Source organism: Gammaproteobacteria bacterium (assembly GCA_013214945.1).
GTDB lineage: Bacteria > Pseudomonadota > Gammaproteobacteria > Enterobacterales > Psychrobiaceae > Psychrobium.
On the sequence record JABSRT010000002.1, the window covers coordinates 226,180 to 249,645 of the forward strand.

The 23,466-nt window shown below is 45.0% G+C and carries 21 protein-coding genes; 19 read left to right on the top strand and 2 right to left on the bottom strand.

Annotation, left to right across the window (positions count from 1 at the left end):
* Positions 1 to 7: 7 nt before the first annotated feature.
* From murD to lpxC, 9 genes are all read left to right on the top strand, one after another.
* Positions 8 to 1,324 carry a UDP-N-acetylmuramoyl-L-alanine--D-glutamate ligase gene (murD, locus tag HRU23_01830; GenBank protein NRA52860.1) on the top strand — a complete coding sequence of 439 codons (1,317 nt, stop codon included), beginning with the start codon at positions 8 to 10 and terminating at the stop codon, positions 1,322 to 1,324.
* Positions 1,321 to 2,529 (top strand): cell division protein FtsW, encoded by a 1,209-nt coding sequence (gene ftsW / locus HRU23_01835; GenBank protein NRA52861.1) that lies wholly within the window; start codon positions 1,321 to 1,323, stop codon positions 2,527 to 2,529. Before murD ends, ftsW begins: the two co-directional genes overlap by 4 nt.
* Complete coding sequence (murG, locus tag HRU23_01840) at positions 2,523 to 3,644, top strand: undecaprenyldiphospho-muramoylpentapeptide beta-N-acetylglucosaminyltransferase (protein NRA52862.1); 1,122 nt, start codon at positions 2,523 to 2,525, stop codon at positions 3,642 to 3,644. The genes ftsW and murG overlap by 7 nt, the downstream gene beginning before the upstream one ends.
* A complete protein-coding gene (murC, locus tag HRU23_01845) occupies positions 3,645 to 5,120 on the top strand; it encodes a UDP-N-acetylmuramate--L-alanine ligase (protein ID NRA52863.1) in 1,476 nt (491 codons plus the stop codon).
* Positions 5,113 to 6,033 (top strand): D-alanine--D-alanine ligase, encoded by a 921-nt coding sequence (locus tag HRU23_01850; GenBank protein NRA52864.1) that lies wholly within the window; start codon positions 5,113 to 5,115, stop codon positions 6,031 to 6,033. Before murC ends, HRU23_01850 begins: the two co-directional genes overlap by 8 nt.
* A gap of 4 nt (positions 6,034 to 6,037) precedes the next feature.
* Positions 6,038 to 6,826 carry an FtsQ-type POTRA domain-containing protein gene (locus HRU23_01855; protein NRA52865.1) on the top strand — a complete coding sequence of 263 codons (789 nt, stop codon included), beginning with the start codon at positions 6,038 to 6,040 and terminating at the stop codon, positions 6,824 to 6,826.
* Positions 6,813 to 8,045: a cell division protein FtsA gene (gene ftsA, locus HRU23_01860; GenBank protein ID NRA52866.1), complete on the top strand. Its 1,233-nt coding sequence runs from the start codon at positions 6,813 to 6,815 to the stop codon at positions 8,043 to 8,045. Before HRU23_01855 ends, ftsA begins: the two co-directional genes overlap by 14 nt.
* Before the next feature lie 55 nt (positions 8,046 to 8,100).
* A complete protein-coding gene (gene ftsZ, locus HRU23_01865; GenBank protein NRA52867.1) occupies positions 8,101 to 9,240 on the top strand; it encodes a cell division protein FtsZ in 1,140 nt (379 codons plus the stop codon).
* A 189-nt stretch (positions 9,241 to 9,429) separates the two neighbouring features.
* Positions 9,430 to 10,341 (top strand): UDP-3-O-acyl-N-acetylglucosamine deacetylase, encoded by a 912-nt coding sequence (gene lpxC / locus HRU23_01870; GenBank protein NRA52868.1) that lies wholly within the window; start codon positions 9,430 to 9,432, stop codon positions 10,339 to 10,341.
* 26 nt (positions 10,342 to 10,367) lie between these two features.
* On the opposite strand, the gene HRU23_01875 is transcribed toward lpxC, so the two are convergent.
* Entirely contained in the window at positions 10,368 to 10,820 is a 453-nt protein-coding gene (locus HRU23_01875) for a DUF721 domain-containing protein (GenBank protein ID NRA52869.1), read from the bottom strand.
* A gap of 35 nt (positions 10,821 to 10,855) precedes the next feature.
* Here HRU23_01875 and HRU23_01880 point away from each other — a divergent pair, with 35 nt between their 5' ends.
* Both HRU23_01880 and secA read left to right on the top strand, forming a co-directional pair.
* Entirely contained in the window at positions 10,856 to 11,764 is a 909-nt protein-coding gene (locus HRU23_01880; protein ID NRA52870.1) for a M23 family metallopeptidase, read from the top strand.
* Between the two features lie 131 nt (positions 11,765 to 11,895).
* Positions 11,896 to 14,604, top strand: coding sequence for a preprotein translocase subunit SecA (gene secA / locus HRU23_01885; GenBank protein NRA52871.1), 2,709 nt, complete (start codon positions 11,896 to 11,898; stop codon positions 14,602 to 14,604).
* A gap of 58 nt (positions 14,605 to 14,662) precedes the next feature.
* Here the strand turns inward: secA and HRU23_01890 are convergent, their stop codons facing one another.
* Positions 14,663 to 14,938 carry a hypothetical protein gene (locus tag HRU23_01890; GenBank protein NRA52872.1) on the bottom strand — a complete coding sequence of 92 codons (276 nt, stop codon included), beginning with the start codon at positions 14,936 to 14,938 and terminating at the stop codon, positions 14,663 to 14,665.
* Positions 14,939 to 15,285: 347 nt separating this feature from the next.
* Between HRU23_01890 and HRU23_01895 the strand changes: the two genes are divergently transcribed.
* The 8 genes from HRU23_01895 (at position 15,286) to tkt (ending at position 23,463) form a co-directional block, all read left to right on the top strand.
* Positions 15,286 to 15,624, top strand: coding sequence for a P-II family nitrogen regulator (locus tag HRU23_01895; protein ID NRA52873.1), 339 nt, complete (start codon positions 15,286 to 15,288; stop codon positions 15,622 to 15,624).
* 22 nt (positions 15,625 to 15,646) lie between these two features.
* Positions 15,647 to 16,894, top strand: a complete 1,248-nt coding sequence (locus tag HRU23_01900) for an ammonium transporter (GenBank protein NRA52874.1) — start codon at positions 15,647 to 15,649, stop codon at positions 16,892 to 16,894.
* Positions 16,895 to 17,121: 227 nt separating this feature from the next.
* Positions 17,122 to 17,676 (top strand): inosine/xanthosine triphosphatase, encoded by a 555-nt coding sequence (gene yjjX, locus HRU23_01905; GenBank protein NRA52875.1) that lies wholly within the window; start codon positions 17,122 to 17,124, stop codon positions 17,674 to 17,676.
* 34 nt (positions 17,677 to 17,710) lie between these two features.
* On the top strand, positions 17,711 to 18,499 hold the full coding sequence (gene fetB / locus HRU23_01910) for an iron export ABC transporter permease subunit FetB (protein ID NRA52876.1): 789 nt from the start codon (positions 17,711 to 17,713) through the stop codon (positions 18,497 to 18,499).
* Positions 18,500 to 18,582: 83 nt separating this feature from the next.
* Positions 18,583 to 19,971, top strand: a complete 1,389-nt coding sequence (gene mpl, locus HRU23_01915; protein NRA52877.1) for a UDP-N-acetylmuramate:L-alanyl-gamma-D-glutamyl-meso-diaminopimelate ligase — start codon at positions 18,583 to 18,585, stop codon at positions 19,969 to 19,971.
* Positions 19,968 to 20,603, top strand: a complete 636-nt coding sequence (locus HRU23_01920) for a UbiX family flavin prenyltransferase (GenBank protein NRA52878.1) — start codon at positions 19,968 to 19,970, stop codon at positions 20,601 to 20,603. Before mpl ends, HRU23_01920 begins: the two co-directional genes overlap by 4 nt.
* A gap of 108 nt (positions 20,604 to 20,711) precedes the next feature.
* Positions 20,712 to 21,242 carry a hypoxanthine phosphoribosyltransferase gene (hpt, locus tag HRU23_01925; protein NRA52879.1) on the top strand — a complete coding sequence of 177 codons (531 nt, stop codon included), beginning with the start codon at positions 20,712 to 20,714 and terminating at the stop codon, positions 21,240 to 21,242.
* Positions 21,243 to 21,468: 226 nt separating this feature from the next.
* Positions 21,469 to 23,463, top strand: coding sequence for a transketolase (tkt, locus tag HRU23_01930; protein NRA52880.1), 1,995 nt, complete (start codon positions 21,469 to 21,471; stop codon positions 23,461 to 23,463).
* The last annotated feature ends 3 nt before the right edge of the window (positions 23,464 to 23,466 follow it).

Here is a 23,466-nt window from a genome sequence, read left to right on the forward strand (position 1 = left end):
GATAAGCATGATAATAAACGCACAACAGATCACCAACGTTGCTGTCATTGGGTTAGGACTCACTGGGCAGTCGTGTGTGCGTTTTTTATTGCAGCAAGGCATAACGCCAACGTTATATGATACCCGGCCAAACTTAGATTTAGGCCCAATCACCGAGCAATTTGGTGCGTTAAATACAACACTTGGACCACTTGATGACAGCAGCTTTGATCACTACCAAATGGTGCTCGTTAGTCCTGGTATTGCAATAAGCCACCCGTCGATAGCTGCCGCAAAAAAAGCCGGATGCTTGATTTGGGGCGATATTGAATTGTTCGCTCATTTTGTTAAGGCACCAGTGATTGCGATTACGGGGTCGAACGGCAAAACCACGGTCACGAGTTTGCTCGGCGAAATGGCAATTAACGCCGGTATTAACACCGCGGTTGGCGGTAACATTGGCGTGCCAGTGCTGGATTTAGTCGCTGATCAATCAATTGAGCTGTATATCTTAGAGTTATCAAGCTTTCAGTTAGAGACCACTAGCGACTTAGCATTAGTGGCGGCGACTATCTTAAATATTAGTGATGATCACCTTGATCGTTACGACGGCTTTGCCCAGTACGCCCAGGCCAAGCAACAGATTTATTTACGCAGTCAAACGGCTGTCGTTAATCGTCAAGATCATTTAACCATGCCAAGCACTGACATCGCGCAAATTAGCTTTGGGCTCGATGCACCTGCCGCCGGCCATTATGGCCTTAAAGATGGCGGGCTTTATCACGGTGATACTTTATTAATCGCGACTACAGAAATTGCGATGATTGGCCGTCATAACTATCTGAATGCTTTGGCGGCTTTGGCGTTAGGCACGCAAGCGGGCATAGCATTGCCAGCGATGCTCGACACCTTAACGACCTTTGGTGGCTTGGAACATCGCTGCCAACAGATTTCAAGCAAAGGCCAAGTACGCTGGTTAAATGATTCGAAGGCGACCAATGTTGGCGCTACGCTTGCTGCACTGGAAGGTTTAGCCGATCATCCGGGTCAATTGATCGTGATTGCTGGTGGCGATGCTAAAGGTGCCGACTTGTCACCGCTTAAGCAACCGTTTGCCCAATATGTTGACCAGCTTTTTGTGATTGGTGTTGATAAACAGCCGCTGTGCGATATTTATCCGCAAGCAATTTGTTGTGACGATTTAACGGCGGCGGTAGTTGGCGCGGCTAAGTTATGCCAAGCAGGCGACATTGTGTTGCTGTCGCCAGCCTGCTCGAGTCTTGATATGTTTCGCAATTATATTGAACGTGGTTTGTGTTTCGTCGCCGCGGTGGAAGCATTATGACGACGCGGCCAATAAACTTATTTCCGGCGTCGGTTACGGCGGTGTGGCAAGAGATCATCGGATTAGGTAAACCGAAACATAACTTACTCTATGATCGCTTTTTATTTAGCTTAATCACCACCTTATTATTGATAGGTTTTGTGGTTGTAGCATCGGCCTCAATGCCGGAAGGGCAACGTTTAACGGGTGACCCTTTTCATTTTATTAAACGCCATATATTTTATATTGCGGGCTGTATTGTCATTTTAGCGGTTGGCTTGCAAGCGTCGATGGCGCAGTGGCAAAAATACAGTGGCGTGATTTTAATTTGCGCATTTCTAGCATTAGTACTGGTGATGTTTGTTGGTAAAACAGTTAACGGCAGTACCCGCTGGTTGTCGCTTGGGCCGGTTAATATTCAAGTATCTGAATTGGCGAAATTAGCTTTCTTTAGTTATCTTGCGGCTTACATTGTGCGCCGTCACAGCGAAGTGATTGAACAAGCTAAAGGCTTTTATAAACCGCTGGCGGTATTTTTAGTGTTGGCGGGGTTAATCTTACGCCAACCCGATTTAGGCACTGTGGTGGTGATGTTTGTTACCACGGTTGGCATGCTGTTTTTAGCTGGCGCTAAACTGCGAGACTTTTTTGCCTTAATTTTCGGTGGTGTGGTACTGGTGATTGGTTTGATCATGGTATCGCCGTATCGTATGAAACGAGTGACCTCGTTTTTAGATCCGTGGCAAGATCCCTTTGGCGATGGTTACCAACTGACTCAATCGTTAATGGCCTTTGGTCGTGGTGATTGGTTAGGGCAAGGCTTGGGCAATTCAATTCAAAAGCTTGAGTATTTACCCGAGGCTCATACCGATTTTATTTTTGCGATTTGGGCCGAAGAAATGGGCTTGGTTGGTGTGACTATTTTGCTGTTATTGCAATTGATGTTAGCACTTAGAGCGTTATGGATCGGTAAAAGAGCATTAGAACTTGGCCAAAGTTATGGCGGTTATTTAGCGCTGGGCATTGGCATGTGGATTAGCTTTCAAACAGCGGTTAATACCGGTGCAGCCAGCGGCATGTTACCAACCAAGGGACTAACACTGCCGTTAATTAGTTATGGTGGCAGTAGTCTGTGGGTAATGATGTTAGCCATGGTCGCACTATTACGGATTGACCATGAGTGTCGATTAAGTCAAATTCAAGCAATAAAAAAAGGCAGTTGTTAATGTCAGTAAAACGTATTTTAGTGATGGCTGGTGGTACAGGCGGACATGTGTTTCCGGGCCTAGCCGTTGCTGACTTATTGCAAACCCATGGTTGGCAAGTGCATTGGTTAGGCACGTCTCAACGGATGGAGGCGCAACTAGTGCCTCAGCATGGTTTTGATATTTCATTTATTGACGTGCAAGGCGTGCGAGGCAATGGTTTGTTACGGTTGCTTAAAGCGCCGTTTAAATTAGCCAAGGCAGTGATGCAAGCGCGGCAAGTGATTAAGCAGTTTAAGCCCGATGTCGTGTTAGGCATGGGTGGGTTTGCCAGTGGTCCTGGTGGGCTGGCAGCACGTTTAATGGGCGTGCCGCTAGTCTTGCACGAACAAAATGCGGTCGCCGGGGTGACGAATAAAATTCTAGCCAAATTTGCGACCAAGGTCATGGTGGCATTTGAGTCGGCTTTGCCGGGCGTGGCCAAGCAAGTGGTTGGCAATCCGGTGCGAGCCGATATATTAGCACTGGCCGCTCAAGTGAAGCCACAGCAATCCAATGAGCAGCCGTTACATTTACTAGTAGTCGGTGGCAGTTTAGGCGCGCAAATATTAAACCAGACGTTACCGCAGATGTTGCCATTATTGGGCAATCAGCGCGCGATAGAAATTAAACATCAGGTTGGCAAAGGTAATAGTGCCGCGGTTATAAATGCGTACCAGCAAGAGAGCGGTATTCAAGTAAGTGATTTTATTGATGACATGGCCCAGGCCTATGCATGGGCCGATTTAGTGGTATGCCGAGCTGGCGCACTAACCGTTTCTGAAATTGCAGTACTTGGTTTGCCCGCCATTTTTGTACCATTACCTTATGCGGTTGATGACCATCAAACCAAGAATGCTCAGCAGTTGGCTGAATTAGGCGCGGCGAAAATTTTGGCACAATCGACCATGACACCACAGGTATTGGCGAGCTTAGTTGATCAATTGAATCAACCCGCTACTTTAAATGAAATGGCACAAGCGGCTCAGAGCTTAGGCGCAAATGATGCGAGCCAGCAAGTGGCCGTAATTTGTGCAACGTTAGCGGGCGCGAGCAGCAACGAACTAAATAACTTACTAGCAACAGAAGTGAAATAAATGACAAAAGTAATAGGCGATCAAGCAACTCCATTGCACAGCAGTATTCCGGAAATGCGCCGGGTTAAGCGGATCCATTTCGTTGGGATTGGCGGGGCTGGTATGGGCGGTATCGCTGAAGTGCTTGCCAACCAAGGTTATGAGATTAGTGGCTCAGATATTGCGACTAATCGGGTGACGCAGCGATTAGCTGCGCTAAATGCCACCATTTATATTGGTCATGCTGCCAGCCAAGTTGAGGGCGCTAGTGTGGTTGTGGTATCAACGGCTATCGATCCGGCTAACCCTGAATTGATTGCAGCAAAAGAATTGCGGATCCCAGTGGTTCAACGCGCCGAAATGTTGGCTGAATTAATGCGTTTTCGCCATGGTGTTGCCGTTGCTGGCACCCATGGTAAAACGACCACCACCAGTTTGATTGCCAGTGTCTTTGGTCAAGCCGGACTTGACCCAACCTATGTGATTGGTGGATTGCTTAATAGCTCAGGCACCAATGCCAAATTAGGCTCGAGCCGTTATTTAATCGCTGAAGCCGACGAAAGTGATGCCTCATTTTTGCACTTGCAGCCAATGGTTTCTGTGGTAACAAATATCGAAGCTGATCACATGGATACTTATCAAGGTGATTTTAGCCGCTTAGAAGATACCTTTATTGAGTTCATGCACAACCTGCCATTTTATGGCTTGGCGGTAGTGTGTCTTGATTGCCCGGTTATTCGCAGTTTGTTACCACGAATTTCACGCCAAATGACCACCTATGGTTTTTGTGATGATGCCGATGTTCGCGCGAGCGACTTTGTGCAAACGGGCAATAGCTGCCAATTTGTGGTCCATCGTGATGGTGTCGCGCCGTTGCAGGTTAAGCTTAATTTACCCGGTCGTCATAACGCGCTAAACGCACTAGCTGCTATTGCTGTTTCAATGGACAGTGGCATTAGCGATAGTGATATTTCCGCTGCATTTAGTCAATTTGAAGGTATTGGCCGTCGCTTTGAACAGCTTGGCGAGTTTGATACTGGCAGCGGACAGGTGATGTTAATTGATGATTATGGCCATCACCCGACTGAAGTGTTAGCAACCATTAAGGCCGCCCGAGCTGGCTGGCCTGATAAGCGTTTAACCATGGTATACCAGCCGCACCGTTATACTCGAACGCGCGATCTGTACGAAGACTTTGTTGACGTTTTATCGCAAGTTGATGGTTTAATTTTATTGGAAGTCTATAGCGCTGGTGAAGAGCCAATTGCAGGCGCCGATAGCCGGGCGTTATGTCGCAGCATCCGCGCGCGCGGTAATTTCGAACCAGTTTATGTCGCAAGCCCAGAGTTGTTGCCACCACGTTTAGCGCAATTTATGCAAGACGGTGATTTATTGCTGACTCAAGGAGCCGGTAACATTGGGGTCGTGGCGAAAAATCTTGCTGCGATGGCCTTGAACATTGAAAAAATGGCGCAAGTAGGGGCTGCTGATGAATAATTTTGGCAAAGTAGCAGTGATGTTTGGTGGCACTAGTGCCGAACGTGAAGTTTCGCTTAACTCAGGACAAGCGGTGCTTAATGCGCTGGTTGGCGCTGGTGTTGATGCGCATGCGTTTGACCCGAGTGAACGGGCTTTATCGCAATTGGTTAGTGAGAATTTTTCACGGGTCTTTATCGTATTACACGGTCGTGGTGGTGAAGATGGCACCATGCAGGGGGCGCTAGAGTTACTTGGCATACCTTATACCGGCTCTGGCGTGCTGGGCGCAGCATTAGCGATGGATAAGATCAAAACCAAACAAATTTGGCAGGCAATGGGTTTGCCAACGGCTAAGTATCACGTGGTAAAAGCCCAGCATAGCGCGAAACTTGATTACGCGAACATGTTAGCGGAACTAAATGGCATGGCGATGGTCAAGCCATCACACGAAGGTTCAAGCATTGGCATGGCTAAAGTGACCAATGCCGCGCAGCTCGAGCAAGCAATAACTAACGCCTTTGAATTCGATAGCGAAGTCTTAATTGAGCAATGGATAACCGGCAGTGAATACACGGTCGCGGTATTAGATCAACAGGCTTTACCTGCGATTAGCATGACCACGCCGAATGATTTTTATGATTATGAAGCAAAATATCAAACCAATACAACTCAGTATCATTGTCCTTGTGGTTTGGATAATGTTGAGGAACAAAAGTTAGGTCAATTAGCCTTTGAAGCATTTAATGCGGTTAATGCCAAGGGCTGGGGCCGGGTCGATTTTATGCGCGACGAGCAAGGAAACTGGTATTTATTAGAAGTAAATACGGTGCCCGGCATGACCGAGAAAAGTTTAGTGCCTAAGGCAGCAGAGCAGGCGGGCATTAGTTTTGAGCAGTTAGTGCTTAATATTTTAGCCCAGAGCAAAGTGTAGCAATATGGTTAAAGCTAAACTGACACGAATAAAAGGCCGAGTCCAGCAAGCCGATCATGGTTTTTGGGCGGGCGTATTCTTTTTCTTGTTGGTATTAGCGGGCATTAGTTATTTGGCCAATCAAATGTATGGACATTTGATGAGTACTCGGCAAATGCCACTGTCGTCGTTAACCTTAAGTGGGGAGCGACAATACAGCCGAGATCAGGAAGTGCAGCAAGTATTAGCAACACTGAGCAACCAAGAGAGCTTTTTTTCACTCAACGTTGATCAGGTTAAAACCTTGGTTGAACAGATCCCGTGGATAGCGAAAGCTTCAGTGCGGCGTCAATGGCCCAATGGCTTGCAAATACATGTGGTTGATCAAGTTCCAGTAGCGTATTGGAATGATCGGTCATTACTTAATATTAAAGGTGAAATTTTTAACGCTGATCAAGCACGGCTTAAGCTTAAATTACCGCGCTTTTACGGCTCAGATGAAGAAGCCGCGACGGTATTGGCTGGCTATCGGGCGCTTTATCCGTTGCTGAGCAGTGAAGGGATTTCATTACGTACTATCACTTTGTCACCACGTCAGTCGTGGCAAGTAACAATTAATAACGATCTTAACTTAGTGTTAGGACGCGTTAATACGGTGATCCGCAATGTGCGGGTTGAGCGTTTTTTAAAAGTATATAAACACATGATCAACAAGAAGCGGTTAATCAATTATGTCGATTTAAGATACGACACAGGGTTTGCTGTTAATTGGAAAGTCGTTCCAGGAGAAAAAGCGAATAATGAGCAAGGCTAACGAAAGAGATTTAATTGTTGGACTAGATATCGGTACCTCGAAGGTCGCTGTAATTATTGGCGAAATACTCGATGATGGCGGTTTAAGCATTGTTGGCCTTGGCTCACAACCATCGCGCGGGATGGAAAAAGCTGGGGTTAACGATCTCGACTCGGTGGTTAAATCGGTGCAACGTGCGCTCGATGAAGCAGAGCTAATGGCTGACTGTAAGGTGACCTCGGTTAACTTGAGTATTTCTGGCAAACATATTTCTTGTCAGAATGAAAAAGGTATGGTGTCGATTAACGATGAAGAAGTAACGCAATACGATGTTGATAGCGTTATTCATACGGCGCGCTCGGTTAAAATATCGGACGAGCGACGGATCTTACATGTGATGCCACAAGAATATGCCATTGATGTACAAGAGGGCATCAGGTCGCCGATTGGCATGTCAGGCATGCGGATGGAAGCCAAGGTTCATATGGTGACCTGTGCGAGCGACATGGCTAAGAATATTGAAAAGTGTGTTGAGCGTTGTGGACTTAAAGTTGATGAGCTGGTGTTTTCGGCGATTGCCTCGAGCTATAGCGTGTTAACCGATGACGAAAAAGATCTTGGCGTGTGTTTGGTCGATATGGGCGGCGGTACGATGGATCTGGCAGTTTACACCAATGGTTCATTGCGTCATTGCGCAGTGATTCCGGTGGCGGGATCACAAGTGACTAATGACATCGCCAAAATTTTTAGAACGCCATTAACCCATGCTGAAGCGATAAAAACCCAACATGCCTGTGCGTTAAGCCAGTTAGTTGGTCAAGAAGATAACATCGAGGTGCCTTCGGTTGGAGGGCGACCAATGCGTACTATGTCGCGCCACACGCTAGCTGAAGTGGTTGAACCCCGATATCAAGAATTATATGAGTTAGTGCTAACCGAACTCAAAAATGCCGGTTATGAAGATCAAATCTCCGCTGGCATTGTGATTACGGGTGGCACGTCAAAAATTGAGGGTGCGGTTGAGTTTGCTGAAGCATGTTTTGGCATGCCAGTACGATTAGCGACTCCGCTACCCGTAAAAGGTTTAAATGATTACATTCAAGACCCAAGTTATGCAACGGGTGTTGGTTTATTAAAATTCGGCAGTATAATGCGCGTCAAAGCGCGTGAAGACGGTGCTCAACAAAAAGGCATCGGATTTTTAGGCCGTATTCAAAGTTGGATTAAAGGTGAGCTCTAACTTACATCATACCTAGTGAGTTAGTGTTCAGAGTAAAGCGAAATGGAGAGTAAATATGTTTGAATTAATGCCCGATCATAGTGAAGAAGCAGTTATAAAAGTAATTGGTGTTGGTGGCGGTGGCGGTAACGCGATTGAGCACATGGTGTCACGCTCGATTGAAGGCGTGGAATTTGTGGTCGCTAATACCGACTCGCAAGCGCTGCGTAATTCATCAGCAGAAACAACGATTCAAATTGGTAAAGAAACTACCAAAGGACTAGGTGCCGGTGCTAATCCACAAGTGGGTCGTGAAGCGGCGATTGAAGATAAAGAAACAATCAAAGCAGCACTTGAAGGTGCTGATATGGTCTTTATTGCGGCAGGCATGGGCGGTGGTACGGGGACTGGTGCTGCACCAGTCGTTGCTGAAATAGCGAAAGAAATGGGGATTTTGACGGTTGCGGTAGTGACTAAGCCATTTAGCTTTGAAGGCAAAAAACGTCTTAACTACGCTGAGCAAGGCATTAAAATGCTTGAAGAGCATGTTGATTCGTTGATTACCATTCCAAACGATAAGTTACTTAAAGTCTTAGGCAAAGGCACCGGTTTGCTTAAAGCGTTCGAAGAAGCCAACGATGTCTTGCTTGGCGCGGTTCAAGGTATTGCAGAATTGATTACCCGTCCGGGTCTAATCAATGTCGATTTCGCCGATGTTAAAACAGTTATGGCCGAAATGGGTACTGCGATGATGGGCACTGGCGTTGCTGTTGGCGAAGATCGTGCTGAAGAAGCCGCTGAATTAGCGATTTCTAGCCCGTTACTTGAAGATGTCGATTTAGCTGGTGCGCGTGGTATTTTAGTTAACATTACCGCTGGCATGGATATTAGCATTGATGAATTTGAAACTGTCGGTAATGCGGTTAAAGACTTCGCGTCTGAAAATGCCACCGTCGTTGTCGGCGCGGTTATTGATCCTGAAATGACTGAAGAGTTGCGAGTTACTGTGGTAGCAACTGGCATCGGCGGCGAAGTACAGCCTGACATTAAGTTAGTTAAACCTGAAGAAGTCAAAGTGTCGGCTCCTGTTCATCACGAATCGGCGTTAAGTGATGAACCAATGGCGGCAGCAGCTAATGGTCAGTCTGCAAGCGGTGCTAATGGTGGCTTAGATTACCTAGATATCCCGGCATTTTTACGTAAACAAGCTGATTAATTACTGACGCAATAATAAATTATCCGTATTTAGAATAACTAAAATACGTGGTTGGTAATATTGAGTTTTGTCGGCTGGATCACTGTCTATTTATGCGTCAACTTGGACGTGGATCTATTAGGCAGCGGGGTTATATGGTATGATCTCCGGCTGAAAATTGAACCGAACGAACATAAGGTTGCTAATGTTATGATTAAGCAAAGAACTTTACGTAAAGAAATCAGCATGGTGGGCATTGGCTTGCACTCTGGTAAAAAAGTCAATATGACATTTTTACCAGCGCCAGTTAACACGGGCATTATTTATCGCCGCGTTGACTTGACCCCTAGTGTTGATATTCCTGCCGATGCTAAGTTGGTACGTGAAACAACTCTTTGTACATGCTTGATCGACGATCAGGGCAATAAAATCTCGACGGTGGAGCATATCTCTGCGGCGTTGGCAGGTTTTGGCATTGATAATGCCATTATCGAAGTCGACGCACCTGAGATCCCGATTATGGACGGCAGTGCTAGTCCATTCGTATTCTTATTGCAATCTGCTGGTGTGCAAGAGCAAAACTCTCCAAAGCGCTTTATTCGGATTAAAAGTAAGGTCCGGATTGAAGATGGTGATAAGTGGGCGGAATTTGTCCCTTATAATGGCTTTAAAGTCGATTATGCCATCGATTTTGCGCATCCAGAGATCATCAATACTCAGCAACACTTAATAATGGATTTTTCAAATTCATCGTTCGTTCATGAAATATCACGTGCCCGTACCTTTGGTTTTATGCGTGACATTGAATTATTGCGTGCCAATAATCTTGCCTTAGGCGGCAGCATGGAAAATGCGGTAGTGCTTGACGAATATCGTATTTTGAACCCAGATGGTCTGCGGGTTGAAAACGAGTTCGTTAAACACAAGGTGCTTGACGCGTTAGGTGATTTGTATTTAGCTGGTCATGGTATTATCGGCGAGTTTAGAGCCTATAAGGCCGGCCATGCGATCAATAACATGCTAGTACGAGAGTTACTTGCTCAAACATCCGCCTATGAAATTATCACCTTTGAAGGTGAAGCTAAGTCACCAATTTGTTATGGTGAATTAGCGCTGGCATAATTAACCCAAGGTTAATTATTTGCTTGTTATTTACGCCTGGCTAATTTAGCCAGGCGTAATAGTTTCTCCGCCAGTTCAGGTGGTGCTAGCTCGGCTAATGCTGTTAAATGTTCCGCCGTTTGCGGTGATATTTTACGTGGATTTGGTTTGGGCGGCTGCTCGACAATAAACAATTGTGGGTTAACCTTAATTTCGATACTGATTAAGGCCGATGACACCTGAGTTCGTAATTGATTTAATAAATTAATTCGCATCGATTGCAGCCTTGTGAGCCACGCTCCTGAGGCAACTTCCAGGACTAAAATTCCCCGTCGTAAGTTCGCTACTCGGCAGTACTCTTCGCTGCCAGGCAATAGTTCTTGGGTTAAGATCTGATTGATAACTTGTAATTGGTGCGCTTTTTGTTGTATTTTTGCTAGCTTGTTAGGGCCTTGGTTGAGCAAGTCACTTAACGAATTGGGTACGTGTCGCTGATTCATAAAGCGCCTGACCATCTATGATAGAGAATAATTAAATGAGTGTAACAACTAACAGTAACGGTGACAAAGTAAAACACCAAATCACCCTTACTGGCCGGCGGCTATTGAGCTTGGCTGCGTTGCAAGGGCTGTTATTAGGCGCTTGCGGCTTTTTAACTTACCACTTTGCTGTCGTGCCGACGCAATTGGCCAATTCTATCGCTGCCAAATCTTTTGTGATGGCTAAGCAGCAGCAACAAGTTGAGGCAATCGCTGGCCAAGCACGCGGCCAAATGTCGGTGTTAGCTCAGCGGATGGGTATTTTAACGGCCCGGATGAACAGAATCGACGCATTAGGTCAGCGTTTAGCAACAACTGCAAAATTTGATGAGTTTGATTTTTCGGCGATTCCGAGTGTTGGCGGACCCGAACAATATAGCGCGATGCCCGACAATTCGGAGTTTACGGCCTTGTTTAACCAGATGGATCAGCTATTAGTTCACCTCGATGATCAACAGCAGCAACTGTCGGTACTTGAAACTGTGATGTTAAGTCACCATATAGAAGAAGACAGTCGCATTACTGGGCGTCCGGTCCAAAAAGGCTGGTTGTCTTCTTATTATGGTATGCGAAGCGATCCGTTCACCGGAAGAAGCTCGATGCACAAGGGTGTTGATTTTGCCAGTAAGGAAGGTTCCGCTGTTATTGCAACGGGCGCTGGCGTGGTTAGCTGGGCCAGTAAGCGTGCAGGTTACGGTTTGCTGGTTGAAATAGATCACGGCGCTGGCTTGAAAACCCGTTACGGTCACTCTAAGCAACTATTAGTTAAAGTGGGTGATGTGGTGACTAAGGGTGAGGAAATTGCGTTAGTAGGCAATACAGGGCGCTCTACCGGTCCACATGTTCACTATGAAGTGTTAAAACGAGATCAGACGATTGATCCCCGTAAGTATATTTATCGCTAATAACAAATGCAGAGTTAATTTATTGAAAGATAGTGATTAAGGCTATCAAATCGAGATTAAATCTATAATAATGAGCGTCGAATATATTCATTATAACCGCAGGATGCTGCACAGATTAAATGGCCAATTAGATGTTTACAAAGATCTTCACTTCAATATTTGGTAGTAAGAACGATCGTACTATCAAACAAATGCGTAAAGTTGTCGCATTAGTTAATCAATTAGAGCAAGAAATAGAAGCACTTTCGGATGATGAACTAAAACAAAAATCGGTCTATTTCAGGGAGCAGCTAGACGCTGGTAAAAGCTTAGATGACATTCTGCCAGAAGCATTCGCTGTTGTACGCGCAGCGAGCAAGCGGGTGTTCGAAATGCGCCACTTTGATGTTCAGATTATCGGTGGCATAGTATTACAATCTGGGCGCATTGCTGAAATGCGGACCGGTGAAGGTAAAACCTTAACCGCGACTTTACCCGCTTACCTTAATGGTATCAGCGGTAAAGGCGTGCACGTCATTACAGTTAATGACTACCTAGCAGCCCGTGATGCCGAATGGAATCGTCCGTTGTTTGAATTCTTAGGCATGACGGTTGGTGTTGCTGTATCTGGTTTATCACACGAGCAAAAGAAAGCGGCTTATGATTGTGATGTCACTTACGGGACCAATAATGAATTTGGTTTTGATTATTTACGTGACAACATGGCCTTTTCACCGCAAGAGCGGGTTCAGCGTCCATTGCATTATGCGATTATCGATGAAGTAGATTCAATCTTAATTGATGAAGCGCGCACGCCATTAATTATTTCTGGTGCGGCCGAAGACAGTTCAGAATTATACCGCAAAATCGACAAAATTATTCCGCTGTTAAACAAACAAGAAGAAGAAGATACGGAAGATTTTACCGGTAGTGAACACTACACGGTCGATGAAAAAGGCAAGCAGGTTCATTTAACTGAAACTGGTCAAATTTATGTTGAGCAAGTCCTGCAAGAGCGCGAGCTGCTTGATCCGATGGACTCGTTATTCTCAGCAACCAACATCAGTCTGTTGCACCATGTCAACGCCGCATTGCGTGCACATGTGCTGTTTGAACGCGATGTTGATTATATCGTTAATAACGGTGAAATCGTTATTGTTGATGAGCATACTGGGCGCACGATGCCTGGGCGTCGCTGGTCTGAAGGTTTGCATCAGGCGATTGAAGCGCGCGAAGGGGTTAACATTCAAAATGAGAACCAGACGCTAGCTTCTATTACTTTCCAAAACTATTTCCGCTTATACGAAAAACTATCAGGTATGACCGGTACTGCTGATACTGAAGCGTTCGAATTCCAGTCTATTTACGGCTTAGACACTGTGGTATTACCGACCAATAAAGAAATGCTCAGAAATGACATGGCCGATTTAATCTATCTGTCGACTGCTGAAAAATATGAAGCGATTATTGCTGATATTAAAGCGTGTCAGGAACGTGGGCAGCCCTCATTGGTTGGCACAATTTCGATTGAATCGTCTGAGTATCTTTCAACCTTGCTAACCAAAGAAAAAATTAAACACCAAGTGCTTAATGCTAAGTTTCATGAAAAAGAAGCCGACATTATTGCTAACGCTGGTGTTGCTGGCACGGTGACCATTGCCACTAACATGGCTGGTCGTGGTACTGATATTGTATTAGGTGGCAACTGGCAAGCTCAGATCGATAAGTTAGACAATCCAAGTGAGCAACAAATCGAGCAGATTAAGCAAGATTGGCTAGTAGCGCATGACAAAGTGTTAGCTGCTGGTGGTTTGTATATTTTAGGCACCGAACGCCATGAGTCGCGCCGGATTGATAACCAGTTGCGTGGTCGTGCGGGTCGTCAGGGTGACGCGGGTGCATCACGTTTCTATTTGTCGATGGAAGATAGTCTGATGCGAATTTTTGCCTCAGAACGCATGACCGGCATGATGAAAAAGCTGGGCATGGAAGAAGGCGAAGCGATTGAGCATCCGTGGGTAAATCGCGCGATAGAAAACGCTCAACGTAAAGTAGAAGGTCGTAACTTCGATATTCGTAAGCAATTGCTAGAATATGATGATGTCGCCAATGATCAACGTAAAGTTATTTATGAACAACGTAATGATTTAATGGAAACGGATGATATTTCAGAAACTATCAGTCATATCCGCACCGATGTTGTTGATATTATGATTAGCCAATACATTCCAATGCAGTCGTTAGAAGAGCAATGGGACGTACCAGGGTTAGAGCAATGTTTACGTGACGATTACTTACTGGATTTACCTGTAGCTCAGTGGTTAAAAGACGATGAAAAGCTGCACGAAGAAAATCTACGTGAAAAGTTACAGCAATCAATTACCGATGCTTATAGCCTTAAAGAAGAACTAGTTGGTAGCGATGTGTTACGTCAATTTGAAAAAGCGGTCATGTTGCAGACACTTGATAGTCTGTGGAAAGAACATTTAGCCGCGATGGATCATTTGCGCCAAGGCATTCATTTACGTGGTTACGCGCAAAAGAATCCAAAGCAGGAATTTAAGCGTGAATCATTTGAATTGTTCCAAGGTTTACTTGATGTGCTTAAAAGCGATGTTATTTCACTGCTCAGCAAGGTCCAAATTCAAGCTCAGTCCGATGTTGACGAAATGGAAGAACAACGACGTCAGTCAGCGCCTGCACAGCATAGCTATCAGCATGATGATGTTGAAGCTATCGGCGGCGACGCTCCGGCCCATGACGAGCCAGCCGTTAGAACTGAAGCTAAAGTGGGTCGAAATGAACCTTGCCCATGTGGTTCAGGTAAAAAATACAAGCAGTGCCATGGCAAGTTAGTTTAAACTCAACTTGGTGTAACTGAAAAATCCGCTGAGTGCAAACTCGGCGGATTTTTTTTTGCTAAATTTTAGTCTTGTAAATTCGTTTCATTTGGCTTCTAAAAGTCAAAGACTCTTGCGAGTAGATTAACAAAAAGGCGATAGCGACCATGCCCATAGCGTGACGGCGCGGGACTAAAGTCGACATGTCTTGTTCAGCCTCTGGAGTGAGTAAAGCAAACTGATGTATCACATTCAATTGGGCCCATTGGTCAGGCATAACTTCAATCATCGAATTTAGTTCTTGAGCAAACCTAGCCACTATTTCTTGACCAAACGGCCCCTTAGCGTTGACCACTAATATTGAGCCCTCCAGCATTATTTGGTATTAACAACATTTCACACACTCCTTGATTGCACTTGCACCTGATAGACCAGTAAAGCCAGTACAACTAAAACAATCTTACCAGTAACCGATTTATTATTAGCGATGTATTGCGCAAATGATCACGCATTATCGATATTACCTTGCATATCCCCAAAGTCCAAAATAGAACATTCCATTAACATGTCGCACCGTAATGGTGCTTTTTTAGTGTTCAAATTAATGTCAGTATAACTTAAACGTATATTAAACAATCTGTTGAGATGTGTGGCATGACAATTGAAACAGTTGGCTTAATACTACATTTAGGGGAATGCAAGATGAAAATGATTCATGCGATTATTAAGCCGTTTAAACTTGATAGTGTCCGCGAAGCTGTATCTGAAGTCGGAGTTGACGGTTTGACCGTTTCTGAAATACGCGGCTTTGGTCGGCAAAAAGGCCACACGGAACTTTATCGTGGTGCTGAGTATCAAGTAGATTTTTTACCAAAAATTAAAATTGAAATTGCCTGTAAGGCCGAAGATGTTGATCGCATTATTGATGCGATCACTAGCGCGGCACACACCGGAAAAATTGGTGATGGCAAAATATTTGTATTTGATCTTGAGCGGGCGCTGCGTATTCGCACCGGCGAAACTGATTTTGAAGCGCTGTAATTAAGAGAGTAGGAGAGAAAAAATGGAACAAATAGCGAGTTTAACTACCACCGTATCAGAGCTTAGGTTTGCGCTTGATACTTTTTATTTTTTGATTTCGGGCGCCTTGGTGATGTGGATGGCTGCCGGTTTTGCAATGCTTGAAGCAGGTTTAGTCCGTTCTAAAAATACCACTGAAATATTAACCAAAAATATCTGTTTGTATGCCATTGCTTGTACCATGTTCTTGTTGGTTGGTTATAACATTATGTATGTTGATAATGTTGAAGGTGGCTGGTTGCCAACTATTGCTGGTTTCATTGGTGAGCAGGCTAGTGACGCTGACCATGCCTTAGAATCAGATTTCTTCTTTCAGGTAGTATTTGTTGCTACTGCGATGTCAATCGTGTCTGGTGCGGTTGCTGAGCGAATGAAATTATGGTCATTCTTACTGTTCTCTGTGGTACTGACTGGATTTATTTATCCGGTTGAAGGTTACTGGACTTGGGGCGGCGGTTTTATTTCTAAGTTAGGCTTTGTTGACTTTGCCGGCTCTGGCATCGTGCATATGGCTGGTGCAGCTGCCGCAGTTGCTGGCGTCTTATTGCTAGGTGCTCGTAAAGGTAAATACGGTAAAAATGGTCAGATTAATCCAATTCCTGGTTCAAACTTGCCAATGGCAACTTTGGGTACCTTTATTCTATGGTTAGGCTGGTTTGGCTTTAACGGTGGCTCGCAGTTGTTAATTTCAGATGCAGAAAACGCATCAGCGGTTGCTAAAATATTTGTTAATACCAATACCGCAGCAGCTACTGGCGCACTAAGTGCATTATTAGTTTGTCGATTTGTTTGGGGCAAAGCTGATTTAACCATGATCCTTAATGGTGCATTAGCTGGTTTGGTAGCGATTACTGCTGACCCATTATCACCTTCATTACAGTTTACCGCGATTATTGGTTTGCTTGCGGGTGGTTTAGTGGTGTTGTCTATCGTGATTTTAGATAAAGTTAAATTCGATGATCCTGTTGGTGCAGTTTCGGTTCACGGTGTTGCAGGTTTCTTTGGCTTGATGGCGGTACCATTTAGTAACGGTGACGCGACCTTCTTTGGTCAGCTGCAAGGTGCAGCGATTATCTTTGCTTGGGTATTTTCTACGAGTTTTGTTGTTTGGTTTGCGTTGAAAAAGACCATAGGTATTCGAGTAACCGAAGAAGAAGAATATTTAGGAATGGATATCGCTGATTGTGGTGTCGATGCTTATCCTGAGTTTGTGAGCGTTAAAAGTAATTAAACGACATTAATTAACTGACCAGCAAAGGGCTACTTTATGTAGCCCTTTTTGCGTTTAGTCTAAAATGCTCGTGAGCTGGCAAAGAGTGACTATATTCAGGATGATTGGTATGTAACGATGCTACGGATGGCAAAGAGTGACGAGGGTTATCTTAGCTGGTAAGATATTTCCGATTTCAGTTCTCTGGGATATCTAGGCCCATTGTTTAAAAAGAGTAAAATAAATAGATGAAAACACAGGTAATTAAAGTCGTTGTCGGTTCTCGAAATCCGGTTAAAATTAATGCTGTACGCTTGGCACTGACGACCTTATTGGTCGGTGAGCAAACTGATGTTTCACTCGAATGCCTCGGCATTGACGCCCCATCTAATGTGGCAGATCAGCCGATGACCGCTGATGAAACTCGTTTGGGCGCGATAAACCGGGTTAACTATTGTCAGCAGCATCATCAAGCCGATTATTACGTGGCGATTGAGGGTGGAGTTGATAACTTTAGTGATGGGCCGGCAACGTTCGCTTATATTGTGATTGCCGACAAGCTAAAGCGGTCAATTGGTCGCAGTGCAATTTTGCCGCTACCGCCAGTGGTTTATCAGGCCTTGCAAGCTGGAGAGGAGCTAGGACATGTGATGGACCGTTTGTTCAATACCTTAAATATTAAACAAAAAGGTGGCGCAATCGGCCTGTTAACTCAGGGCGCAGCAACCCGTCAGAGTAATTACACCGAGGCATTGCTGCTGGCGATGGCACCGTTTATTTATCCTGAGCTTTATAGCGATTAGCTGAACCAATTAATTTTACTCAACAGATTAGTCTATGCAATCAACATTAGATATTAGCTGGTGGCAATTAGCCGGCTTTATGCTGGTGCTGTTTATACCAGTAATGATCAATCAACGCTTCAAATTAGCCTTGGGCCCCGACATCGCCATGGCTGTCGTGCGAATGACTTGCCAGTTAATTTTGGTGGGGCTTTATCTGCAGTATTTATTCGAACTTAATAATCCGTTAGTGACCTGCTTGTGGTTGCTTGTGATGTTATTGGTTGGCGCTAGCTCGATTTTAGGTAGCGCGAAATTACCAAAAAAGCGGCTTTATTTACCGGTACTTGCTGGGTTGGTGATCGGGCTATTGCCGTTGTTGCTGATTCTTCTGCTTGTTTTGCTGCGACCTAGCCCCGTATATAGCGCTCAATACCTCATCCCATTGGCTGGCATGTTATTAGGCAATAGTCTGAGTGGAAATATTGTGGCGCTCACTCGACTCTTTAGTAGTTTTAGTGATAAAAAGCCACAATACGAGGGGGCTTTAGCGTTGGGGGCGACCCCGGTGCAAGCAGCAGCACCTTTCGTACAGTCGGCATTGCAGCAATCATTAGCCCCGATTTTGGCGTCGATGACAACAACAGGATTAGTGACTTTGCCGGGCATGATGACTGGGCAAATACTTGGCGGTACCGACCCTATGATCGCGATAAAATATCAGTTGGTTATTATGGTCGCTATTTTTGTGATGCTTAGTCTTTCGGTTGTGACTACATTGGTGCTGGCGACCCGTCATGCGATTAATGATGCCGGACTCATTTTGATTCAGATCAGACCTTAGCATAAAGAAAAAATATTTTGTGGCACAGCTGGCGATAACCTTTGCTATGATGTTAATAGTCTTAATAAATTATAGAATTTCACATGAAACACATTCATATTTTAGGTATTTGCGGCACCTTTATGGGCGGCATTGCGATTTTAGCCCGAGAGTTAGGCTTTCGGGTTACTGGCAGTGATGCCAATGTTTATCCGCCAATGAGCACCCAGCTTGAGCAAAGTGGCATTGAATTGGTTGAAGGTTATGATCCTTCTCAGCTTGATCCTGCGCCTGATTTAGTGGTGGTTGGTAATGCAATGAGCCGGGGTAATGAATGTGTCGAATATATGCTTAATCGCAATATTCCTTATACCTCGGGTCCGCAATGGTTACTGGAAAACTTGCTCAAAGATCGGTGGGTGATTGCCCTTTCAGGTACGCACGGTAAAACCACCACCGCCAGCATGGTGGCATGGATCTTAGATCAAAATAATCAGCAGCCAGGCTTTTTAATTGGCGGTGTGCCACAGTGCTTAGGGGTCTCTGCTCGATTGGGTGAGGCGCCATTTTTTGTGATTGAAGCCGATGAATACGACACGGCCTTTTTTGATAAACGTTCTAAATTTGTCCATTACCGTCCCCGCACTTTAGTGATCAATAATCTTGAGTATGATCATGCCGATATATTTCCTGATCTGGCGGCTATTCAGCGCCAATTTCATCACTTAATTCGGATGGTGCCAGCAAACGGTTTAGTGATTTCTGAGCAAGGCGATAAGGCTGTTAGCGAAGTGTTAGAGCAGGGTTGTTGGAGTGAGCAGCAGTATTTGCAGGGCAAACACGGTGAAGACACCAGCCAATGGTCTTCTAAATTAGTCAAACTAGACGGCTCTGAGTTTGAGGTCTATTTCGAGGGGCAGTTGCAAGGCGCAGTTAAATGGTCGCAAATTGGTCAGCATAATGTCCACAATGCTTTAATGGCGATTGCTGCCGCGCGCCACGTCGGTATTTTACCCAAAGATGCGATTAAAACTTTAGCCAGTTTTGAGAATGCCAAACGTCGCTTGGAGCTAAAAGGCCAGGTCAACGAGGTGGTTGTTTATGACGATTTTGCCCACCACCCAACCGCGATCCATACTACGATTGCTGGTTTACGGGCCAACGTAGGCCAGCAGCGAATTTTTGCTATTTTAGAGCCCCGTTCGAACACCATGAAACAAGGAGTGCACCAACATACCTTGTTTAATTCGATGAGTGAGGCCGACGCAATATTTTTATACCAGCCCGATGATATAGGTTGGGATATGCACGCGGCTGTTAATGGTAGTCAACTGCCAGTGCGAATTGAACATGAGTTAGACGTATTGATTAAACATGTGGTTGAGCAGGCGCGGCCTGGCGACCAGCTATTGGTGATGAGCAATGGCGGTTTTGGTGGTATTCACCAAAAATTACTCGATGCTCTGGCAATCAAATTTAAGGCGCAATCATGACTGATACAAGTCTGAAATCAGATAATGACTTTGAACAAGCGGTGACCTTAGCGCTTACTGGCGCCTCGGGCGCGCCATATGGGTTAAGATTATTGCAACAGCTAGTTGCGGCAAATTGCCAAGTGGTGTTGTTACTGTCCGATGCCGCAAAGATCGTGCTGGCGACCGAAGTGGATATAAAATTGCCAGATAGCTTAGAAGATTGCCAGCAGTTTTTAAGCCAGCGTTTTAACGCCAAACCTAACCAAATTCAACTGCATAGTCAATATGATTGGTTTTCAACTCCAGCATCGGGTTCGTCTTCACCCAAGAAAATGGTGATTTGTCCCTGCTCAATGGGCACCTTGTCATCAATTCGTCATGGCGCCAGTAATAACCTAATTGAACGGGCTGCCGATGTTATTTTAAAAGAGCGTGGTCAGTTGATTATTGCTTGGCGTGAAAGCCCACTATCAACTATTCACCTTGAGAATATGCTGGGCTTGTCACAAATGGGGGTAACCCTAATGCCGTTAGCACCGGGGTTTTATCATAAGCCAACAGAAATACATGAGTTAATCGACTTTATGGTGGCGCGGGTTTTGGATCATTTACAAATTAAGCAATCGTTAGTATTGCCGTGGATGAAATAAAAATTGTGACGATGATCATATTGTTGTTGGCTTGAATTAGCATCTGACCGGTTTAATGACTAGGATCGCAGCCAGTTTACTCTTAGTTACTGCCTAAACGGATACGTTATGAAACATACCACTGAAATTATGATCTCACAGCAAGAAATTGCCGATAAAGTTGCTGAACTTGGCCAGCAGATCCAAAGCCATTATCAAGACTCGGACAGTTTAATTCTGGTGACGCTATTGCGTGGTTCGGTAATCTTTATGGCTGATTTATGCCGAGTAATTGATGTGCCAATGTCATTAGATTTTATGACGGTATCTAGCTATGGCTCGAGCATGGAAAGTACCCGCGATGTTAGAATTTTAAGCGACTTAAGAGACGATATTAAAGGGCGTGATGTCTTAATCGTTGAAGATATTATTGATACGGGCAATACCTTATCGAAAATTGTTGAAATACTGGCATTGCGCGGCCCGAGCTCGCTAAAAATCTGTACTTTGCTTGATAAACCATCGCGCCGTGAAGTTGAAGTTAAGGTTGACTGGGTTGGTTTTGGTATTCCTGATGAGTTTGTAGTGGGTTATGGCATTGATTACGCACAGAAGTATCGTAATTTGCCATATATTGCTAAAGTTGTCCCACTAGATTAATTTTCTATCTAAATTACAGTATCTTAATCAACGCCTAGGTGAGTAGCCTGAGGCGTTTTTTTATATTCAAGATGAACGCAATACGCCAATGCTGCTCACGCACGAGCGCGGAGTGGTTTTTATAGTAAAAATCTTGTGATTATCATTTGATCGAAACGCCATTCTAATAGACAATATGCGCCCATAAAATTTATCCTAAAACAAGACCTAGTAGTCAGGAGTTTGTATGCCGTCACGTAAAGATTTAGCCAATGCGATCCGCGCCTTGAGTATGGATGCTGTTCAGCAAGCCAACTCAGGTCACCCGGGTGCACCGATGGGAATGGCTGATATTGCCGAAGTATTATGGCGTGATTTCTTAAAGCACAATCCAGCGAACCCTAATTGGGCCGATCGCGACCGTTTCATTTTGTCTAATGGCCACGGTTCAATGCTGTTGTATTCTCTATTACATCTTTCTGGTTACGAACTATCAATTGACGATTTGAAGAACTTCCGTCAAATGGATTCTAAAACACCGGGTCACCCTGAATACGGTTATGCACCGGGTGTTGAAACAACGACTGGACCTTTAGGTCAAGGCCTAACCAATGCGGTAGGTATGGCTATTGCTGAGAAGACACTAGCAGCGCAGTTTAACCGCGCGGGTCACGATGTTGTTGATCACTTCACTTATACCTTTATGGGTGACGGTTGTTTAATGGAAGGTATTTCTCACGAAGCCTGTTCACTAGCCGGTACTTTAGGTCTAGGTAAGCTAGTTGCATTTTGGGATGACAACGGTATTTCTATCGACGGTAACGTTGAAGGTTGGTTTACCGACGACACCGTTAAGCGTTTTGAAGCATACGGCTGGCATGTAATTAGCGATGTTGACGGTCACGATAGTGCCGCGATTAAAGCCGCTATTGAAGCCGCGCAGCAAGATACTAAGCGTCCAACGCTAATTTGTTGTAAAACGACCATCGGTTACGGGTCACCAAACAAAGGCGGGACTCATGACTGTCACGGTGCCCCATTAGGTAAAGACGAAATCGCCGCAACCCGCGAATTCCTTAACTGGCCACACGCGGCGTTTGAAATTCCAACCGATATTCAAAACGATTGGAATGCTAAAGAGCAAGGTGCAAACCTTGAAGCGAGCTGGAATGACAAGTTTGCAGCTTATCAAGCGGCACATCCTGAACTGGCTGCTGAATTACAGCGTCGTTTAAGCGGTGAATTACCAGCTAACTGGTCACAAGAAATGGATGCTTACATTAGCGATTTACAAGCTAATCAAGGCAACATTGCGTCGCGTAAAGCGTCACTAAATACCTTAAACAAAATTGGTCCAATGTTACCAGAACTACTTGGTGGCAGTGCCGATTTAGCACCGTCTAACCTGACTATGTGGTCAGACACTAAAGCGATTACAGCTGACGATGCATCAGGTAACTACTTACACTACGGTGTTCGTGAGTTTGGTATGTCTGCAATTATGAACGGCTTAGTATTGCACGGTGGCTTTAAGCCATACGGCGCTACATTCCTAATGTTTATGGAATACGCTCGTAACGCGCTACGCATGGCTGCATTGATGGGCCAACCATCAATCTTTGTTTATACTCACGACTCAATTGGTCTGGGTGAAGATGGTCCTACGCACCAGCCAGTAGAGCAAATAGCATCATTGCGCTTAACACCTAACATGTCGACTTGGCGTCCATGTGATGAAGTGGAATCTGCGATTGCTTGGCGTCATGCGGTTGAACGTACCGATGGTCCAACCACGCTAATTTTCTCGCGTCAAAACTTAGCACCACAAGCACGTGATGCCCAGCAGGTTAAAAATGCTGCGCGCGGCGGTTACATCTTAAAAGATTGTGAAGGTACGCCTGAGCTAATCTTAATCGCAACAGGTTCTGAAGTCGGTCTAGCTCATGATGCACTTAATGAATTAGTTGCGGCTGGTCATAAGGTTCGTTTGGTTTCTATGCCTGCAACTGACGTGTTTGAAAAGCAAGACGCTGCTTACAAAGAATCAGTGTTACCTGCGAGCGTTGCAGCTCGTGTTGCTGTAGAAGCCGGCATCGCTGATTATTGGTACAAGTACGTTGGCCTAAACGGTAAAGTTGTTGGTATGACTACATTTGGTGAGTCGGCTCCAGCAGGTGACTTGTTTAAGCACTTTGGCTTTACGGTCGAAAATGTTGTCGCTACCGCGAAATCGGTAATGTAATCT

Excerpts from the sequence above, each read along its gene's own strand:
- mpl (NRA52877.1), top strand. The coding sequence starts at position 18,583 with ATGAAACACATTCATATTTTAGGTATTTGCGGCACCTTTATGGGCGGC.
- ftsZ (NRA52867.1), top strand. The coding sequence starts at position 8,101 with ATGTTTGAATTAATGCCCGATCATAGTGAAGAAGCAGTTATAAAAGTA.
- HRU23_01875 (NRA52869.1), bottom strand. The coding sequence starts at position 10,820 with ATGAATCAGCGACACGTACCCAATTCGTTAAGTGACTTGCTCAACCAA.
- tkt (NRA52880.1), top strand. The coding sequence starts at position 21,469 with ATGCCGTCACGTAAAGATTTAGCCAATGCGATCCGCGCCTTGAGTATG.
- HRU23_01895 (NRA52873.1), top strand. The coding sequence starts at position 15,286 with ATGAAAATGATTCATGCGATTATTAAGCCGTTTAAACTTGATAGTGTC.
- fetB (NRA52876.1), top strand. The coding sequence starts at position 17,711 with ATGCAATCAACATTAGATATTAGCTGGTGGCAATTAGCCGGCTTTATG.
- HRU23_01900 (NRA52874.1), top strand. The coding sequence starts at position 15,647 with ATGGAACAAATAGCGAGTTTAACTACCACCGTATCAGAGCTTAGGTTT.
- secA (NRA52871.1), top strand. The coding sequence starts at position 11,896 with ATGTTTACAAAGATCTTCACTTCAATATTTGGTAGTAAGAACGATCGT.
- lpxC (NRA52868.1), top strand. The coding sequence starts at position 9,430 with ATGATTAAGCAAAGAACTTTACGTAAAGAAATCAGCATGGTGGGCATT.
- HRU23_01850 (NRA52864.1), top strand. The coding sequence starts at position 5,113 with ATGAATAATTTTGGCAAAGTAGCAGTGATGTTTGGTGGCACTAGTGCC.
- ftsA (NRA52866.1), top strand. The coding sequence starts at position 6,813 with ATGAGCAAGGCTAACGAAAGAGATTTAATTGTTGGACTAGATATCGGT.
- hpt (NRA52879.1), top strand. The coding sequence starts at position 20,712 with ATGAAACATACCACTGAAATTATGATCTCACAGCAAGAAATTGCCGAT.
- murD (NRA52860.1), top strand. The coding sequence starts at position 8 with ATGATAATAAACGCACAACAGATCACCAACGTTGCTGTCATTGGGTTA.
- murC (NRA52863.1), top strand. The coding sequence starts at position 3,645 with ATGACAAAAGTAATAGGCGATCAAGCAACTCCATTGCACAGCAGTATT.
- yjjX (NRA52875.1), top strand. The coding sequence starts at position 17,122 with ATGAAAACACAGGTAATTAAAGTCGTTGTCGGTTCTCGAAATCCGGTT.
- HRU23_01920 (NRA52878.1), top strand. The coding sequence starts at position 19,968 with ATGACTGATACAAGTCTGAAATCAGATAATGACTTTGAACAAGCGGTG.
- ftsW (NRA52861.1), top strand. The coding sequence starts at position 1,321 with ATGACGACGCGGCCAATAAACTTATTTCCGGCGTCGGTTACGGCGGTG.
- HRU23_01880 (NRA52870.1), top strand. The coding sequence starts at position 10,856 with ATGAGTGTAACAACTAACAGTAACGGTGACAAAGTAAAACACCAAATC.
- HRU23_01855 (NRA52865.1), top strand. The coding sequence starts at position 6,038 with ATGGTTAAAGCTAAACTGACACGAATAAAAGGCCGAGTCCAGCAAGCC.